Consider the following 16,587-nt stretch of genomic DNA (forward strand, 5'->3'; position numbering starts at 1 on the left):
GTCATCGGGTGGGCGTGGACGCACGCCGGAGGGCGGCCATGAGGAAGTCCTTGGGCGGAAGGCCGTGGGCGCGCTCGTCGCCGTCGCCGTTCCGGCGGTTTCGGTGGCGCTGCGTACGCCATCGGCATACCGCTCACCACCGTCCTGGGGGTGGGGGCCGGGATCGTCTGCCTGTTCCGGCTGCTCCACCTGCCGACGCCCCCTGGAACCTCTCCTTCCGTGCCCGCTCCGTCCTCACCGAGATCGTCGAGATCGCCGAGATCGCCGTCAGCCGGGACAAGGGCCTGCTGATCAATCAGGTCCGGGGTCTCTTCGCCCTGCTGCGCGAGCGCCTCGGCCCCCTCCGCAAGGACGTCACCCTCCCGCGCGAGATGGTGTCAGGACATCGCCCGAATGCCGTCCTCGCTGAGTACACGGTCGCCCCTGACTGAGTACGCCGGCGCATCCGAGGGCCGGACGCCGCTGGTCGGATGGGACCATGCCCACCGCATCGCACCCCCGCCCCCGTGTCCGCGTCCGCCACGTCACCGTGGCCGGTTCCGCCCTGGCCGGGGCTCTCCTGCCGCTCGTCGCCGGTGTCCTGCTGGCGAAGGCGGCCGCAGGGGATCCGATGACCTCGGTCAACGCCCTGTTCACCCGCACCGGACCCGGCAGCCCGGTCCCGCCCTCGCAGTGGCGCGGCTGCGGCCGTGCGGTGCTGCGCGGGAGCGGTGAGGGCCGCGCGGTGAGCGGTGCCGTCCGGCTCGCACGCGCGGTGCGGCCCGGACGCGGCTGACGCTGGACCCGGGTGCTGCGAGCGAGGGGCAGGCGACGGCAGCTCTCCCACATCCTCGGCAAGCTGCTGAACCCCGCTCCCCGGTCCAAGGGGCGCCGCTGACCGGGACCGGAGACGCGGGACGACCTCATCGTCTAGGGTGACGAGCGGGTCGTGACTGGCGTTCAGGTGGAGTACCACCGGGGAGCGGCCTGACACTTTGTCGCTGCCGTACGCCTGGGCACCCCGCCGTGAAGCTCAGGAGCAACACGTGGCCCGGACACAGACAGCACGCCTCATGGACGGCACCGGCCTCGCCCGGCGCACCGTCGAAGCGGCCTCGGCCTCGGCGGACGCCATCCGGCGGCAGACGGGGTCGGCGCCCTGCCTCGCGACGGTACTCGTCGGCGAGGACCCCGCGTCGGTGACCTACGTGCGGATGAAGCGCGCCCGGTGCGAGAAGGCCGGCATCGAGTCGCGCCATGTGGCCCTGCCCTCCTCGATCTCCACCGCCGGGCTGGTCGAGGCGGTCACGGAGCTCTCCGAGGACCCGGAGGTGCACGGCATCCTGCTGCAGCATCCGGTGGGCCCCCACATCGACGAGCGTGCCGCGTTCGAGGCGATCGCACCGGAGAAGGACGTCGACGGCGTCACCATGCACTCCTTCGCCGCCATGGGATTCGGCCTGCCCGGCTTCGTCTCCTGCACCCCCGGTGGGATCATGCGGCTGCTCGACGCGTACGAGGTCGATCTCGCCGGCAAGCACGCCGTCGTCGTGGGGCGGAGCGCGATCCTCGGCAAGCCCGCCGGCCTGCTGCTGCTCGGCCGGGACGCGACGGTGACGTACTGCCACTCGCGTACCGCCGACCTCTCGTCGCACCTGCGGGAAGCCGATGTGCTGATCGCCGCGGTCGGCAGACCGCGCTTCGTCGCAGGGGCGGACATCAAACCCGGGGCCGTGGTGATCGACGCGGGGTACAACCCGGGCAACGTCGGCGACGTCGACTTCGAGTCCGCCGCCGAACGGGCCGGGCTGATCACGCCGGTGCCCGGTGGTGTCGGCCCCATGACGATCGCCGTGCTGCTCGAACAGACGGTCCGGGCGGCGACGCACCAGCTCGGCCTGGGCTGACGGGCGGGCTTCCGGGCCGTACGCCCGGAAGCCCGCCGGCGTACGCCCGGTCACCCCACCGCGTGCGGCGCGGTGTCCGGGCGCTCGAACTGGGTGCGGTACAGCTCCTCGTACCGCCCTCCGGCGGCGAGGAGTTCCTCGTGGGTGCCGCGTTCGACGATCCGTCCGGTCTCGACGACCAGGATCTGGTCGGCCGCGCGCACGGTCGAGAGCCGGTGGGCGATCACCAGCGCCGTCCGGCCCTCCAGGGCTTCGGCCAGCGCCTCCTGGACCGACGCCTCCGAGGTGGAGTCGAGGTGCGCGGTCGCTTCGTCGAGGATCACCACGCGCTGACGGGCCAGCAGCAGCCGGGCGATGGTCAGCCGCTGCCGTTCGCCTCCCGAGAGCCGGTAGCCGCGCTCCCCGACCACCGTGTCCAGACCGTCCGGGAGCGAGGCCACCAGCCCGTCGAGCCGTGAGCGGCGCAGGGCGTCCCAGATCTCGTCCTCGGTTGCCTCCGGCCGCGCCAGCAGCAGGTTGGCGCGGACCGACTCGTGGAACAGGTGTCCGTCCTGGGTGACCATGCCGATCGTCGCGCGCAACGAGTCGGCGGTCAGGTCACGGACGTCCACACCGTTGAGCCGGACGGCTCCCGCGTCGGCGTCGTACAGCCGGGGGAGCAGCTGCGCGATCGTCGACTTGCCCGCCCCCGACGAGCCGACCAGGGCGATCATCCGGCCCGGCCGCGCCGTGAAGGAAACGTCGTGCAGCACCTGGGCGCCGCCCCGGTCGTCGAGCGTGGCGACCGCCTCCAGCGACGCGAGGGAGACCTTGTCGGCGGAGGGATAACCGAACGAGACGCCGTCGAACTCCACCGACACCGGCCCGTCCGGCACCCGTCGCGCGTCCGGCTTCTCGGCGATCAGCGGCTTCAGGTCGAGGATCTCGAAGACGCGCTCAAAACTGACCAGGGCGCTCATCACCTCCACCCGCGCGCCGGCGAGCGAGGTGAGCGGGGCGTACAGGCGGGTCAGCAGGAGGGCCAGTGAGACGACGGCACCGGGTTCGAGCGTGCCCTGCTGGGCGTAGTGGCCCCCGAGCCCGTAGACCAGCGCGAGCGCCAGCGCGGAGACCAGCGTGAGGGCGGTGATGAAGCCGGACTGCGCCATCGCCGTCCGGACGCCGATGTCCCGCACCCGCAGGGCCCGGGCGGCGAACTCGGCGGACTCGTCGGCGGGCCTCCCGAACAGTTTCACGAGGGTGGCGCCCGGTGCCGAGAAGCGCTCCGTCATCTGCGTCGCCATCGCCGCGTTGTGCGCGGCCGCCTCCCGCTGCAGCGACGCCATCCGGGCGCCCCGGCGACGGGCCGGTACGACGAACACCGGCAGCAGCACCAGGGCGAGCAGCGTGATCCGCCAGGAGATGCCGAGCATCACGGCGAGCGTCAGGACCAGGGTCACGACGTTGGCGACCACGCCCGAGAGGGTGTTGCTGAACGCCCGCTGCGCCCCGATGACGTCGCTGTTCAGCCGGCTCACCAGAGCCCCCGTACGCGTACGGGTGAAGAAGGCCACCGGCATCCGCTGGACGTGGTCGAAGACGGCCGTCCGCAGGTCCAGGATGAGGCCCTCGCCCAGGTTGGACGACAGCCAGCGGGTGAGCAGCCCGAGGGCCGCGTCGGCCAGCGCGATGAGCGCGATGAGCAGCGCGAGACGGACGACGGTGTCGCTCCGGCCGCCCTGTACGATCGCGTCGACGACCTTGCCCGCCAGGACCGGCGTCGCCACCGCGAGCAGGGCTCCCGCCACACTGGCGGCCAGGAACCGCACCAGTCGGCGCCGGTGCGGGCGGGCGAATCCGAGGATGCGGCGCAGGGTCTCCCGGGAGAACGGCCGGCGGTCGCGCTCGGCGTTCATCACACTGTGCAGCGACGACCAGGCGGTGAATTCCATGTCCATGCAAGGGCTCCGGGTTCTTCCGACCGACGGACGGCCCGCAGGGGGCCCGTAGGACAGGAACATAGGACCTCAATCATTGTTGAGGTCAAGCGGGTTCATCGTCGCGCCCGCCGCCGGTCCCTGTCGCGCGGACGCGCCGCGCCCCGCTCCGGAAGCGGTCCGCCCGGCGCGGTGCGACGGTGGACGCGGTGCCGCTCCGGCACCCGAACCGGCGGAAGGAACCACGAGGTGCGTATCGACCTGACGGGTAAGAAGGCCGTCGTCACCGGATCGTCGCAGGGGATCGGCCTCGCGATCGCCTCCGGCCTCGCCGCCGCGGGTGCCGCGGTGGTGCTGACCGGACGCGACGCGGACCGGCTGGAGTCGGCGACGCGGACCCTGCGCGACGGGGTGCCGGACGCCGACGTCGAGAGCGTGGCCTGCGACCTGGTCACCGAGGAAGGGGCAGACCGGCTCCAGCAGGCCGTTCCGGAGGCCGACGTGCTCGTCAACAACCTCGGCATCTTCGGCGCCCGCCCGCCGCTGGAGATCACCGACGACGAGTGGCGGACCTACTTCGACACGAACGTCCTCAGCGCGGTCCGGCTGATCCGCCGCTATCTGCCGGGAATGACCCGCCGGGGCTGGGGACGCGTGCAGAACATCGCGAGCGACTCCGCGCTCGTCATCCCCGCCGAGATGATCCACTACGGGATGTCCAAGACCGCGTTGCTCGCGGTCTCCCGGGGCTTCGCCAAGGAGGCGGCGGGAAGCGGGGTGACGGTCAACTCGGTGATCGCCGGGCCGACCCACACCGGAGGCGTCGAGAAGTTCGTGTATGAACTCGTGGACGAGGACCTGCCCTGGGACGAGGCGCAGCGGGCGTTCATGCGCGTGCACCGGCCGCAGTCACTGCTCCAGCGCCTCATCGAACCCGAGGAGATCGCCGGCCTGGTGGTCTACCTCAGCTCGCCCCAGGCCTCCGCCACCACCGGTGCGGCGGTGCGGGTGGACGGCGGGTACGTCGACTCGATCGTGCCCTGACCACCGCAGAGGCCGGTCGGGGTGCGGTACGCGCGGCCGGAGCCGTCCTCGGGGGCTGGCATGATCGGGGGTATGGACGAGAGCATCATCGCCGCGTGTGACGGGGCATCGAAGGGCAACCCCGGGCCTGCCGCCTGGGCGTGGGTGGTCGCGGACGCGCAGGGGCGCCCGCAGCGCTGGGAGGCGGGACCGCTGGGCACCGCCACCAACAACGTCGCCGAGCTGACCGCCCTGCGCTCGCTGCTGGAGTCGACCGACCCCTCGGTGCCGGTCGAGGTGCGCATGGACTCGCAGTACGCGATGAACGCCGTGACCAAGTGGCTGCCGGGCTGGAAACGCAACGGCTGGAAGACCTCGGGCGGCAAGCCGGTCGCCAACAAGGAGTTGGTCGTCCGCATCGACGAGCTGCTCTCCGGCCGCGCGGTGCGCTTCCAGTACGTTCCCGCCCACCAGGTCGGCGGGGACCCGCTCAACGCGCTGGCGGACCAGGCCGCGAGCGAGGCGGCGGTGTCGCAGCTGCCCGCCGGTACGGCCCACGGGACGGCCGCCCTGCCCGACCCGGCCCCGTCCCGCGCGGTGAAGAGCGCGCCCGGGAAGACGGCGAAGGCCTCCACCGGCGGAGCTCGTAGCGGGGCCACGATCCGGGCGAAGTTCGCCGGGCGGTGCCGCTGCGGCAAGCCGTACGCGGCGCAGGAGATGATCGCGAAGAACCCGGTGGGCTGGGGCCACCCGGAGTGCCGCACGGAAGCGGTCTGATCCGTGCCCCGGCCCGGCGGCCCGCCGCCGGGCCGCCGGGCGGTGCAGGGGCCGCCTGTCGGGCGCCTTGAGCTGCGTGGCCCCTGACCTGCCTGGCCCCCGCCCGGCGTTGCGTCTGTGCCGGGGCGCGGCTACTCCGCGCACTTCGCCTGGTCGGCCGTGGACTTGGTGACCTCCGGCGGCTTCACCGGAGCGGTGAGGGAGACCCCCGCGCCCTTGAAGTCCTTGCCGAGGGTCAGCGTCATGGCGGGCACTCCCTGCGCGTTGACGACGCTCTCGCCCGGCTTCATCGCCGACCCGGACAGGCCCATCAGCGCGGCGAGCTTGCGGGCCTGGTCCGCCTGGTCGGGGGCGTACTCCAGCGTTGTCTTCGCGAGCTTCTCCGGGGCGTTGGCCCCGTTCTCGGACTTGGCCACGCCCACTTCGTTCTGCAGCCACTCCACGGTCTTCCCGGCGGAGCCGCCCTCGGCGCCGCCGTTGAGGACCCGCACCCGCACGTCGGCGGCCGCGGACTGGGCGCCCTTGAGGCGTGCGGCGACCGAGGCGGCCTCTTCCTTCTTCTTCTGCTTCACCTCGGTGAGGGAGACGTCGTCGGAGACGGCCTGGAAGACCTGAGGCGCGGCCGCCTCATTGACGATCACCGTCACGGGGGGGTGCTCGTCCGGGTTGTCGAGCACCGGCACCGTGGTGAAGGAGATGTTCTTCGGCGGGACCTTCTTCAGCTCCAGCGCCATGTCCTTGAGCGTGCTGGGCTTGCCGATGCCGGTGTCCACGGTCAGCGCGTTGGTGGTCGCCTCCGCGAGCTTCACCAGCTTGGTGGGGCTGGTGAGCGTGTCGCTGGAGGACATCTTCCGCATCAGCGAGCCGAGGAACTGCTGCTGGACCGCGATGCGGTCGAGGTCGCCCTTGTTGCCGAAGCTGTGCCGGGTGCGGAGGAAGGCCAACGCCTGCTCGCCCTGGATGGTGTGCGTCCCCTTGCTGAGCTTCAGATGCGAGTCGGGGTCGTCGACGTCCTTGGCGAGGCACACGTCGACGCCTTCGACCGCGGTCGTCAGCGTCTTCACCGCGTTGAAGTCGGCCATCATGAAGTGGTCCACCGTGATGCCGGTGGTCTCCTTGACCGTACGCATGGTGCAGCCCGGGTCGCGGCCGTCCTGGCCGAGGCTGGTGTTGAAGCGGACGTGCTGCGTCCCCGGCACGATCTTCTCGGTGCCGTCCTCCTGCTTGGTCGGGCAGTCGGGCACGTCGACGATGAGGTCGCGCGGGATGCTCAGCGCCGTCGCGTTCGTCCGGTCCTCGGAGACGTGCAGCAGGATGTTGGTGTCGGCGTGGCCGACGCTGCCGGTGTCGCCGTAACCCTCGTTGCCGGCGCCGGTCCGCTTGTCGGTGCCGATGATCAGTATGTTGAAGGCCTTGTCCTTGCTGAAGCCCGCGGCCCCGGCGTCGCCCACGTCCGTGGTCGTGACGTTGCCCTCCAGGTGCTTGAGGTAGGCGTAACCCGCGGCGGAGACGGCCACCAGGAGGAACGCCATCGTGCCGCCGGTCCAGAGCAGAACGCGCTTGGTCCTCGGCTTCCGCTTGTTCCGCGCCCCCCGACGCCCGGGAGGCTCCGCGGGAGCTCCCCGGCGCCTGCTGGGTGACGGAAGACCGGTGGGCGACTCCGTACGGCCAGGGGCCCGGGCGTCCCGCTCCGGCCCGGTCCGTGTCCGGCCGGAGCCGCCACCCTCACCCCCGACCGGCCCCCGCGGGCTCGGAACACCCGTTCTGCCCGGTTGCGGTGCGGAAGGGGTCAATCGCAGTTCGTATTCGCCGGTACTCGGGTTGAGCACCCACTGGTCTGCGGGGTCGATGTCGTCCGCCCGCCCACGGCCTTGCGCGTCCACGGTTGTCCGAATCCTCCGTCGGGGCCACGCGGCGCCTTCCCCCTGAAGACGCTCGGGTCTCGTACAAGGTGTCACCAGACCCATGACTTCGGGATTGCCCCCGTGGCCGGTGCACCGGATCGCTCACCCTATCCGCCTGGATCGACGCTGGGCCAAGACGGGGAAAGTCTTGACGCTCCCGTATCCGGGCAATTCATCTGAAATCATCCGATGAGTTCGCGCCGCCTTGGCCATTGCCCTACGTAGAGCGCCGATCCCGGCATGATCCAGACGGAAGGCCCCAGCCCCGCACGGCACCGCCCGATCGCGTCCCGCCGGGATGCGGACCGAAGGCGGGGCGTGCAGCGTGGGGGAGTGGTGCAGTCGAGGAGTGTGCTGTGGATCCCCGCCGGCGTCATCGTGCTGGCGGTCGTCGTCGACCTGCTCACCCCGCACGAGGTGACTTCGGCGCCGTTGCTCATCGCCGCACCCGTGGTCGCGGGACCGCTGCTGCAGCCCCGGGGCATCGTCCTGACCGGGCTCGTGGCGATGGCCGTGCACGCGGTCCTCGCCCGCGTCGACGGCACCTTCGGCTGGCGCCGAGGGGTGGCCAACCAGCTCACCCTGGTGGCCGTGACCGTGCTGGCTCTCTTCATCAACCGGAGGCTGGAGCGGCAGTACGCGCACACCCTGCGGGCCAGACAAGTGGCGGCAGTCGCCCAGCGCGCCGTCCTTCCGGACCCGCCCGAACGCATCGGTTCCCTGAGGGTCGCGGCACGCTACGTCCCCGCAGAGGACGAAGCCCTCATCGGAGGCGATCTCTACGTCGTCCAGGCCACCGCCCACGGCGTCCGCGCCCTGATCGGAGACGTCCGGGGCAAGGGGCTCGGCGCGGTGAGCGCCGTCTGCTCCGACCTCGGCGCCTTCCGGTACGCAGCCGACGAGGCAGAGGACCTCGCCGCCCTGGTCCGCGCCATGGAACGGGCCCTCACCCGGGAGGGCGACCGCCGCGGCGGACTGGAACGGGCCGAGGGGTTCACCACGGGCCTGTTCGCCGAGTTCGCGGCAGACCTGTCGTCCGTACGCCTCGTCAACCGGGGGCACCCGCCGCCGGTGCTGCTCGACGTGGAGGGCACCGCCACCCTGCTCGAACCCTCCGAGGAAGCGCCCCCGCTGGGCATCGGCGCGCTGCGGGACTGGACCGCGCCCATCGACACCTTCGCCTTTCCGCCCGGCGCCACCCTGGTCCTCTACACCGACGGCGTCAGCGAGTCGCGCGACAGCACGGGGACGTTCTACGACGCCGCCCAGCGGCTGCCCGTCCTGGCCCGGCGCCGCATCGCTCTGGGCGACCCGGTCGCCCCGGGACAGATCCTCGACGCACTGATCCGCGACGTCCGCCGTCACACGGGCGACCGGCCTCAGGACGACCAGGCCCTGCTTGCCCTGCACCGCCCCCCGGAGACAACTTTTCGGTGGTAGCCGGTTTCGGTCCCCGGCTGCCGGTCACCCGACAACGGGAGACGAAAACACGCAACCGGCCACCGGAAGTGGGAACCATGGAGAACTGGCGCACACGAGCGGCCTGCCGCGAGGAGGACCCGGACCTCTTCTTCCCGATCGGGAGCACCGGGCCCGCACTCGTCCAGACCGAGGACGCCAAGGCGGTCTGCCGCACCTGCCCCGTACGGGAGCAGTGTCTGCGATGGGCCCTCGACAACAACCAGGACGCGGGGGTGTGGGGCGGCCTCGCGGAGGACGAACGGCGTGCGCTCAAGCGCCGCGACCGCCGGAAGGCCGGGCAGCGCGCCTGAGGATCGGGCCGAGGGGGCGGGCCGGGGGACCTGGCTGCTACCGTCCGGATGTCGTGCGCGGCCCCCGAGCGGGTACACGATGAGCCATGGACCTCACCGCTTGGCTCGTCATCGGCGCCGTCGCCGCGCTGCTCACCATGGGTGTCGCCGCCGTCCTGCTCGTACGCGTGGTGCGTGCCCGCAAGCTCCTCACGGACGCGGGGATCCCGCTCCGGTCCAAGGCCCTGTTCTGGGCCTCGGTGATCTACACGATCTCACCGGTCGACCTGATCCCCGACCCCGTCTACCTCGACGACATCGGCTTCCTCCTCGTCGCCCTCCGCTCCCTGCACTCGGCCGCGAGCGCGGCCGGCGTGGGGGCGCGGGCGAGCCGTGCCGGGCGGCTGAGCTCCGAGAAGACCCTGCCGAGGGCGACGCCCGACGGCGGCTGAGCGTGCGGGGCGGCGCGGACGGCTCGCGCGGCGGCCCTCGGAGGGCGGCCACCGGCGGCCGAAGACGGCGCGGGAGGCGGCAACCTTTCTGAGGCCGGGGGCGACTGACGTACGCAACCCGTCACCCGCCCCCGGCCGAAAGTGCGAACCGTGAACCCCACATCCGCTTCAGCCCGTTCCCCCCACCCTCGAGGCAGGCGCCGCCGGACCGCGCGGACCCGCGCGCTGATCAGCTCGCTGACCGCCGGTCTGCTGGCCGCCGCCGGCCTCGTCGCCGCGGGCCAGACCTCGCACGCCGCGACCCTGCGACAGGCCGAGGCACTGGACCGGGGCGTCGTCAGCGTCCACACCGACAGCGGCAACCTGATCAGCTGGCGGTGGCTCGGCACGGACCCCGACGCCGTCGCGTTCAACGTCTACCGGGCCGGCACCAAGGTCAACGCCTCGCCCATCACCGGCTCGACCAATTACTTCCACGCCGGCGCACCCGCCACCGCGGACTACACCGTCCGTGCCGTGGTCGGCGGCGCCGAACAGGCCGACTCCGTCCACGCCATCCAGTTCCGCGCCGGGTACAAGGACGTGCCCATCACCCCACCCGCCGGCGGTACCACCCCGGACGGCGTCGCCTATACCTACGAGGCCAACGACGCTTCCGTGGGCGACCTGGACGGCGACGGAGCCCTCGACTTCGTCCTCAAGTGGCAGCCCACCAACGCCAAGGACAACTCGCAGTCCGGTTACACCGGCAACACCATCGTCGACGGCATCAAACTCGACGGCACCCGGCTGTGGCGCGTCGACCTCGGACGCAACATCCGCTCGGGCGCGCACTACACGCAGTTCCAGGTGTACGACTACGACGGCGACGGCGGGGCCGAGGTCGCCATGAAGACGGCGGACGGCACCGTCGACGGCAAGGGCACCACCATCGGCAGCGCCTCCGCCGACTACCGCAACTCCTCGGGCTACGTCCTCACCGGCCCCGAATACCTGACCATGTTCAACGGCCGCACCGGCGCGGCCATGGGCTCCGTCGACTACGTACCCGCGCGGGGAACCGTCTCCTCCTGGGGCGACTCGTACGGCAACCGGGTCGACCGCTTCCTCGCCGGAACCGCCTACCTCGACGGCTCCCGGCCCTCCCTGATCATGGCGCGCGGCTACTACACGCGTACGGTCATCGCCGCCTGGGACTGGCGCGGCGGTGCCTTCACCCGGCGGTGGACCTTCGACACCACCAGCTCCACCAACACCGGCCGGGGCTACGACGGCCAGGGCAACCACCAGCTCTCCGTGGCCGACGTCGACGCCGACGGCAAGGACGAGATCGTGTACGGCTCCATGGCCGTGGACGACAACGGGGCCTCCCTGTGGACCACCAAGAACGGCCACGGCGACGCCCAGCACGTCGGCGACCTCGACCCCTCCCGGGCAGGTCTGGAGGAGTTCAAGGTGGACGAGGACGCCTCCAAACCGTCGTCCTGGATGGCCGATGCACGCACCGGACAGATCCTGTGGTCGACCCCGGCCTCGGGGGACAACGGGCGGGGCGTCTCGGGCGACATCTGGTCCGGCAGTCCCGGCGCCGAATCCTGGTCCTCGGCCGCCGACGGCGTACGCAGCCCCACCGGTGCGGTGGTCGCCTCCCGCAAGCCGTCCAGCACCAACTTCCTGACCTGGTGGGACGGCGACACCACCCGCGAACTGCTCGACTCCACCCACATCGACAAGTACGGCACCTCGTCCGACACCCGGCTGCTCACCGGCGCCTCCGTACACGCCAACAACGGCACGAAGGCCACCCCCGCGATCTCCGGAGACCTCTTCGGCGACTGGCGCGAGGAGGTCGTCTGGCCGACGACCGACAACACCGCGCTGCGCATCTACTCCACGCCCTACGAGACCACGACCCGGATCACCACGCTGCTCCACGACACCCAGTACCGCACCGCGCTTGCGTGGCAGAACACCGCCTACAACCAGCCGCCGCACCCGAGCTTCGCCATCGGCAGTGGGATGCCGACGGCCCCGCGGCCGGCCATCACCACGCCGTAGTTGGCAAATCGTGATTCCGGCACATGAAAAATGGCGGCTGCCGGGGAACCTCTCGCAGCCGCCGTTCTCATACCCTCAGGCCCGCCGGGGAGAATCCGGGGAGATCCACAGGGAGGCGGGAGTCGGGACCGTCTCGTGACGCCCGGCCGTGGTCGGACCGCTTCCGCGCATCGGTGCAGTCGTGGCTGTCGGCAGTCCGCCTGACGACCGTGCAGCGGCAGGATCGGAAAGCTCCGCGGCCGGGCGACGGGAATGCGCCGGGGCCGGGCTACGGGCAGCTCTCCTCGAACTTCACCGCGGTGAACTCGACAGGCCGCCCGTTCAGGGCGGCCCCGGGTGAGGGAGCCTGGGTGCACACCTGCCAGTTGCTCTCCATCAGGACCATGCGGTCCTCCAGCGCGTCCGTCACCGTGACCGAGGTGCCCGAACCGAGCGCCCCGCGGGCGGCCTTGACGGACTCACCGGCCAGGTCCGGCATGCTGTCACCGGCCTGCGCGGGCGCCTCGGCGTCACTGGCGGGGCACTCCTCCTCCAGCTTCACCGCCCCGAAGTCGAGCTCCGTGTCGAGGGGTATCTTCTTGCCGGCGGCGAAGTTCTGTGAGCAGACCTTCCAGTTCCGGTCCAGGGCCTGCATCCGGTCACGACCGGACCAACCGTGCTCGGGATTCCCGACCGTGTCGCAGACCTCTTCGGCGACCGGGGCATCCGGGACGAGTTGGAACAGGCCTTCGAGGCCGCCGAGTGTTTCCGTCAAGCCGGCGGGCGGCGGAAGGCGGGACGCACTACGGGCCGGCCTCCGCCTCCCGCTCCTTCTCTCCGAACGGCGCGGGGCCGCTACCCCGGATCTCCACGCTTCCGGATCCGGCGTCACCGGACGTGGCAACGAACTCGCCCTCGCGGCCGTCCGGCAGTCGCAGGGTCGCGGGACCGTCGTCGTACCAGTCGACGGACGGGTCGGCTTCGAGCGAACCGGCCCACGACCGGAGGCCGCGGCCCACCTGGACGGCGAGGTCTGCGGTGACGGGGATTTCGTCGCAGCCGATGAACGCGACTGCGGGGCCTTGGTAGGTGGTCATGCGGTGCAGTGTGCCCGGGAGCTCCGACATCGAACGGAGCGGCAGCGGGTGAGGTTCCCTCGAGTGCTCTGCCGCGGCCGGTGACAGCGGCCCCCGCCCAGAGGTGGGGTGGGGGCCGCTGGCACCCCGGCCCTGGCCGACCCACGGGAATCCGGCGCCGACGCCGAGTCACCGCATCACCGGGCCGTGGTAGCGCCACGGCGGGAGTGCCGCGCCGTCACGGACGCCAGACGGCGAGGTAGTCCGGGTGGCCGGAGTGGGGCAGCGCCAAGTGGCGTACGGCCAACAGGAGGGCACCGCGCTCCGCGGCCGCCGAGAGGCGGTTCGCCGAGTCCGGCAGCGCGTCGCTCGACCCGGGCTCCTCGTAGCGCCTCAGGAGTTGCCGTACCGCTTCGATCTCCCGCAGGGCGTGCGCCGGGTCGTGCAGCGCGATGTGTTCGGCGAGAGCGGCATCCTCGTCCGACCCGCCGACTTCCGGGCCGGTCGTGGCGAGCGGCGGGACGTCGTCCGCGAGTGAGGCGGCGGCGGAGTACACACCCGTACCCAGGGCCCGCCACGAGGAGTCGTCGCCCCCGCCTCCGGCCGCGAGCGCCGCCGTTTCGCGCTCGGTGAGACGGGCCCGGAGAAAGGCCACCAGAGCTTCGGGCATGGTTCGGTTCCTCGCTGTCGCGGATGTGGGGCCGTGCGGGCGGACGATCGTCCCGCCGCGCCCGACGGATGGCTCAAGGATGCGGTACTGCCCGGGGTGCGACCGAGGAGGTGTGCTGATACGGCCGGGCCGGTCGGCGGTTGCGGCCGGTCGGGCGCTGATACGGATTCGGGCGGCAGGGCGTTGGCAGTGGCCGGTGGCGGGATCACCGCCATGGGACTCGTACGCACTACGCCACCACGGCCGGTCGAGGTGACGGCGGTCTTCCCCGAACTGGCTCCACTGGCACGTCCTGCGATGCGGGTGCGTCCGCGCCCGGGTGCGCCTTCGGTCAGGGACAGCTCGGTCGGCGGCCCGGTGCTGTGGCCGGCGAGGGAGCCGTGGCCGCACTGTGACGACGTGCACCTGCACGTGGACAGTGGGTTCCGCCGGTCACCGACCGAAGTGCGGCTCGACAGACGCCTGCAGTCGCGGTGGCGCCCCGACGGCCCGGCCGGCACGCTCACGCCGGAGAAGGAGGCGCTCAAGGAGCGCGATGCCGCGTGGCTCGCCGAGCGGCTCGACGCCGGTCCTCCCGGGCCCGCAGAGTGCCCGGTCCCGGTGCTGCCGGTGGCTCACCTCCCGGCAGTTTCCAGGACTTCCGGTACCGGTCGTGGGCGAGCAGCACCCTGCCGCCGCACCAGAGCGCCGGCAGCGCCGCGGGCATGGGGTGGTGCGCCGTGGTGAGGGCGTGCTCGGGGCCTTGGACGAAGGAGACCAGCGCCTGACCGTCGGCGTCGACGGCGAGTGGCCGACGGTCGGGACCCGTCGCCCGCGCACCCGCCGGCCGCGCCGTCGGGAGTGGGTGGGCTCGTGAGGCCGTGGGGCACGGGTGCGCGCGTCGAGTCTTCGGGCGGGCGCGCTCGCGGTGTTGTCGGGCGTGGGCCGAAAGTGCCCACCCGTTCCGCCTCCGACGCGTGCGGTGAGGGGTCTGTGCGCGGCCCGGCGCGGCCGGTCCTCGGGTACGCGCCTCAGCGGGCCACCGTCGCCACGACGACCTTCCCGCCGCCCTCCCGGCTCCGCACCTGCACGTCGTGGGCGAGTCGCCGGATCATCGGCCAGCCGAAGCCGCCGGTGCGGCCCGTGAGATCGGGCGTGCGGTCCTGGGGGTGCGCGGAGCTGTGGTCGGAGACCCGGATCTGCAGGACCCGGCGATCGGCGGCGAGCCGGAGCGCACAGACGCCACCCGCGTGACGGATCGCGTTGGTCACCAGCTCCGACACGAGGAGGAGCAGGTTCTGGACCGCGTCGGCCCGGGGCGGTGGATCGAGCTGTTCGAGGAAGGCGGCGATCGCGTCCCGGGCCTCGGCGGCGCGCTGCGGCTTGCAGACGAATTCGACACGTGAGTCACGGGAGGTCGAATCCTTGGTCAGAACCTGGTGGTGGTGCATATGAATTACCCCGTCAAGAGAATTCGGTGGTCCCTCCTCATATACCCCGAAGGGAAGAGTTCAAGAACGGAGCCCGTCGACCGGTTGCGGAGAGTGTGCGAAAGTGTGCGGGGCGCGTGAAGTCCCTTCGTGTGCGCGCGGTGCGCTCGGGCGTGCGGGAGTGCGTCGTAGCTGGTCACGGTGGCCAGGACGCGGGTGCGCGACGGTCGGCGGAAGCCTCTCGGGCGAGGAAGGTGTGTTCTTCGGAAGGGCGGGCACATGAAAGGCCGGAGGTTGATAATCATGGTCCCGCTTCTTCTCGTCCTGCTTCTCGCTCTCGTTCTCTTCGGCGCCGGATTCGCGCTGAAGGCATTGTGGTGGATCGCCGTGATCGTACTGGTGGTGTGGCTGCTGGGCTTCTTCGTGCGCCCGGCTTCCAGCGGCCGGAAGGGACGCTGGTACCGCTGGTGAATCCGGCCCGCAATTCTTGACGGGACGGATTCTTGACCCACTGCCGGTCTGCGGGTGGCCCCGGTGACGCGACGTCGCCGGGGCCACCCGCGTTCCGTTCAGGACCGACGGAGGGCCGGTCAGCCGGATGGCTGAACGGCGGGGCGCAGGCGCTCAGGAGGCCGGGGCGAGCAGGTCCGAGAGGTGCGCGGCGAAAGGCGGTGACACGGTCGAGGTCCGGTCCGCTCCGGCACGCAGGATGTTCCGGCCGTGGAGATCGCCGTGGACGACAGTGTCCGGCTGGGTCCGGCTGGGTCCGGTCGAACTCCCGGACGGTCGACCCTGCATGGTCGACCACCCGGCCCGGTACCGCGTGCGGCATCCGTACGGCGTGGGCACGCAGCTCCTCCTCCCGGAGGTCCGCCCGCTCCCAGAGGTCCGGCTCCTCCCGGAGGTCCGTCCCCTCCCGGAGGTCCGCCTCCTCCCGGAGGTCCGCCTCCTCCCGGAGCCGGGGCAGGCCGGCCGGTGGGGGACGGCGAGCCTGTGGCTGAGGGGCCCGGTGGCGGCGGCGGGGATGTCACCGTCCGCCGACTCCGCGAGCGTGGACGCATCCACCCGTTCGAGGAGCATGGCGAACCGCACGTCGTCCCGTTCGTGCGGCAGTACGGCGCCGCGACCGCCCCACACCGAGAGGCCGTCCGGTACAGGGACGTTGCCCGGAGGGAAGGGAGGGCACCTTGATCACAGCCGGCTCCCCGGGGCGCCGCCGGACCGGTACGACGATCCCGACGCCGCCGTGGGTGACCTGCCCGTCCGGGACGCAACCCCACCGGTCGAGCGCGCCGTCGACGCGCGGGGATGGTTCGTCGAGCCATGCTCTTCCGCGCACGCCCTCGCGACCGACGGTGGCACGGGCGAAGGCGTCCGGAATCTCGATCATCCACTGAGGTCGGACGGATCCGGCTCGCCGCTCCCGGGACCCGTGGACGGCTCTGCGGGCGGATCGTGGTCCGGCCCGGAAACCTTGCGAAGATGAACGGGCGGGCGTCGCTCCGCACGGTGGCGCCTCCATTTCCCGCACGCCGACACTGCGGCAACTTCATTGTCACGCATAGGGTTTGGCCTGGTGGCGGGCGCTTCGCGGCCGCCTGCCCGCCCGCTCCGTCCGAAGCCGTCGGTCGATCTCTGCTGCATCTATTGACGGTCCAGGGGCCTCCTCCTACGGTATGCGCCGGG

Annotated in this window: 16 protein-coding genes and 1 riboswitch; of the genes, 10 read left to right on the forward strand and 6 right to left on the reverse strand. The window is 71.9% G+C overall.

Going from position 1 to position 16,587, the window contains the following annotated elements; genetic code table 11:
- Positions 1-38: 38 nt before the first annotated feature.
- The 3 genes from ACFZAX_RS10330 to ACFZAX_RS10340 all read left to right on the forward strand — a co-directional run bounded on the left by ACFZAX_RS10330 (position 39) and on the right by ACFZAX_RS10340 (position 1,886).
- Entirely contained in the window at positions 39-431 is a 393-nt protein-coding gene (locus tag ACFZAX_RS10330) for a hypothetical protein (RefSeq protein WP_390960588.1), read from the forward strand.
- Positions 432-478: 47 nt separating this feature from the next.
- Complete coding sequence (locus ACFZAX_RS10335) at positions 479-775, forward strand: hypothetical protein (RefSeq protein WP_390960590.1); 297 nt, start codon at positions 479-481, stop codon at positions 773-775.
- A gap of 143 nt (positions 776-918) precedes the next feature.
- Positions 919-1,004, forward strand: a riboswitch (ZMP/ZTP riboswitch).
- A 21-nt stretch (positions 1,005-1,025) separates the two neighbouring features.
- A complete protein-coding gene (locus ACFZAX_RS10340) occupies positions 1,026-1,886 on the forward strand; it encodes a tetrahydrofolate dehydrogenase/cyclohydrolase catalytic domain-containing protein (protein WP_390960591.1) in 861 nt (286 codons plus the stop codon).
- Positions 1,887-1,936: 50 nt separating this feature from the next.
- Here the strand turns inward: ACFZAX_RS10340 and ACFZAX_RS10345 are convergent, their stop codons facing one another.
- Positions 1,937-3,823 carry an ABC transporter transmembrane domain-containing protein gene (locus ACFZAX_RS10345; RefSeq protein ID WP_390960592.1) on the reverse strand — a complete coding sequence of 629 codons (1,887 nt, stop codon included), beginning with the start codon at positions 3,821-3,823 and terminating at the stop codon, positions 1,937-1,939.
- Between the two features lie 228 nt (positions 3,824-4,051).
- On the opposite strand from ACFZAX_RS10345, the gene ACFZAX_RS10350 reads away from it, so the two are divergent.
- On the forward strand, positions 4,052-4,846 hold the full coding sequence (locus ACFZAX_RS10350) for an SDR family oxidoreductase (protein ID WP_390960593.1): 795 nt from the start codon (positions 4,052-4,054) through the stop codon (positions 4,844-4,846).
- Between the two features lie 72 nt (positions 4,847-4,918).
- The gene (locus ACFZAX_RS10355) at positions 4,919-5,602 is read left to right on the forward strand and encodes an RNase H family protein (protein ID WP_390960595.1); all 684 of its coding nucleotides are present in this window, start codon (positions 4,919-4,921) and stop codon (positions 5,600-5,602) included.
- Between the two features lie 131 nt (positions 5,603-5,733).
- Here the strand turns inward: ACFZAX_RS10355 and ACFZAX_RS10360 are convergent, their stop codons facing one another.
- Complete coding sequence (locus tag ACFZAX_RS10360) at positions 5,734-7,485, reverse strand: LCP family protein (protein ID WP_390960596.1); 1,752 nt, start codon at positions 7,483-7,485, stop codon at positions 5,734-5,736.
- Between the two features lie 354 nt (positions 7,486-7,839).
- Here ACFZAX_RS10360 and ACFZAX_RS10365 point away from each other — a divergent pair, with 354 nt between their 5' ends.
- The 4 genes from ACFZAX_RS10365 (at position 7,840) to ACFZAX_RS10380 (ending at position 11,767) form a co-directional block, all read left to right on the forward strand.
- The gene (locus ACFZAX_RS10365) at positions 7,840-8,946 is read left to right on the forward strand and encodes a SpoIIE family protein phosphatase (protein ID WP_390960597.1); all 1,107 of its coding nucleotides are present in this window, start codon (positions 7,840-7,842) and stop codon (positions 8,944-8,946) included.
- Between the two features lie 77 nt (positions 8,947-9,023).
- Positions 9,024-9,278, forward strand: a complete 255-nt coding sequence (locus ACFZAX_RS10370; RefSeq protein WP_390960598.1) for a WhiB family transcriptional regulator — start codon at positions 9,024-9,026, stop codon at positions 9,276-9,278.
- 86 nt (positions 9,279-9,364) lie between these two features.
- Positions 9,365-9,709, forward strand: coding sequence for a DUF1232 domain-containing protein (locus ACFZAX_RS10375; RefSeq protein WP_390960599.1), 345 nt, complete (start codon positions 9,365-9,367; stop codon positions 9,707-9,709).
- A gap of 150 nt (positions 9,710-9,859) precedes the next feature.
- A complete protein-coding gene (locus ACFZAX_RS10380) occupies positions 9,860-11,767 on the forward strand; it encodes a rhamnogalacturonan lyase (RefSeq protein WP_390960601.1) in 1,908 nt (635 codons plus the stop codon).
- A 268-nt stretch (positions 11,768-12,035) separates the two neighbouring features.
- Here ACFZAX_RS10380 and ACFZAX_RS10385 read toward each other — a convergent pair whose 3' ends face one another.
- The 4 genes from ACFZAX_RS10385 to ACFZAX_RS10400 form a co-directional block, all read right to left on the reverse strand.
- Positions 12,036-12,521: a hypothetical protein gene (locus ACFZAX_RS10385; protein WP_390960602.1), complete on the reverse strand. Its 486-nt coding sequence runs from the start codon at positions 12,519-12,521 to the stop codon at positions 12,036-12,038.
- Positions 12,522-12,549: 28 nt separating this feature from the next.
- A complete protein-coding gene (locus ACFZAX_RS10390) occupies positions 12,550-12,843 on the reverse strand; it encodes a hypothetical protein (protein ID WP_390960603.1) in 294 nt (97 codons plus the stop codon).
- A 217-nt stretch (positions 12,844-13,060) separates the two neighbouring features.
- Positions 13,061-13,492, reverse strand: a complete 432-nt coding sequence (locus tag ACFZAX_RS10395) for a DUF6221 family protein (protein WP_390960604.1) — start codon at positions 13,490-13,492, stop codon at positions 13,061-13,063.
- Positions 13,493-14,502: 1,010 nt separating this feature from the next.
- Positions 14,503-14,922, reverse strand: a complete 420-nt coding sequence (locus ACFZAX_RS10400) for an ATP-binding protein (protein WP_390960606.1) — start codon at positions 14,920-14,922, stop codon at positions 14,503-14,505.
- Positions 14,923-15,204: 282 nt separating this feature from the next.
- Between ACFZAX_RS10400 and ACFZAX_RS10405 the strand changes: the two genes are divergently transcribed.
- A complete protein-coding gene (locus ACFZAX_RS10405; RefSeq protein ID WP_386889842.1) occupies positions 15,205-15,372 on the forward strand; it encodes a DUF5670 family protein in 168 nt (55 codons plus the stop codon).
- Positions 15,373-16,587 lie beyond the last annotated feature (1,215 nt).

The organism is Streptomyces sp. NPDC008125 (assembly GCF_042957125.1).
Lineage (GTDB): Bacteria > Actinomycetota > Actinomycetes > Streptomycetales > Streptomycetaceae > Streptomyces.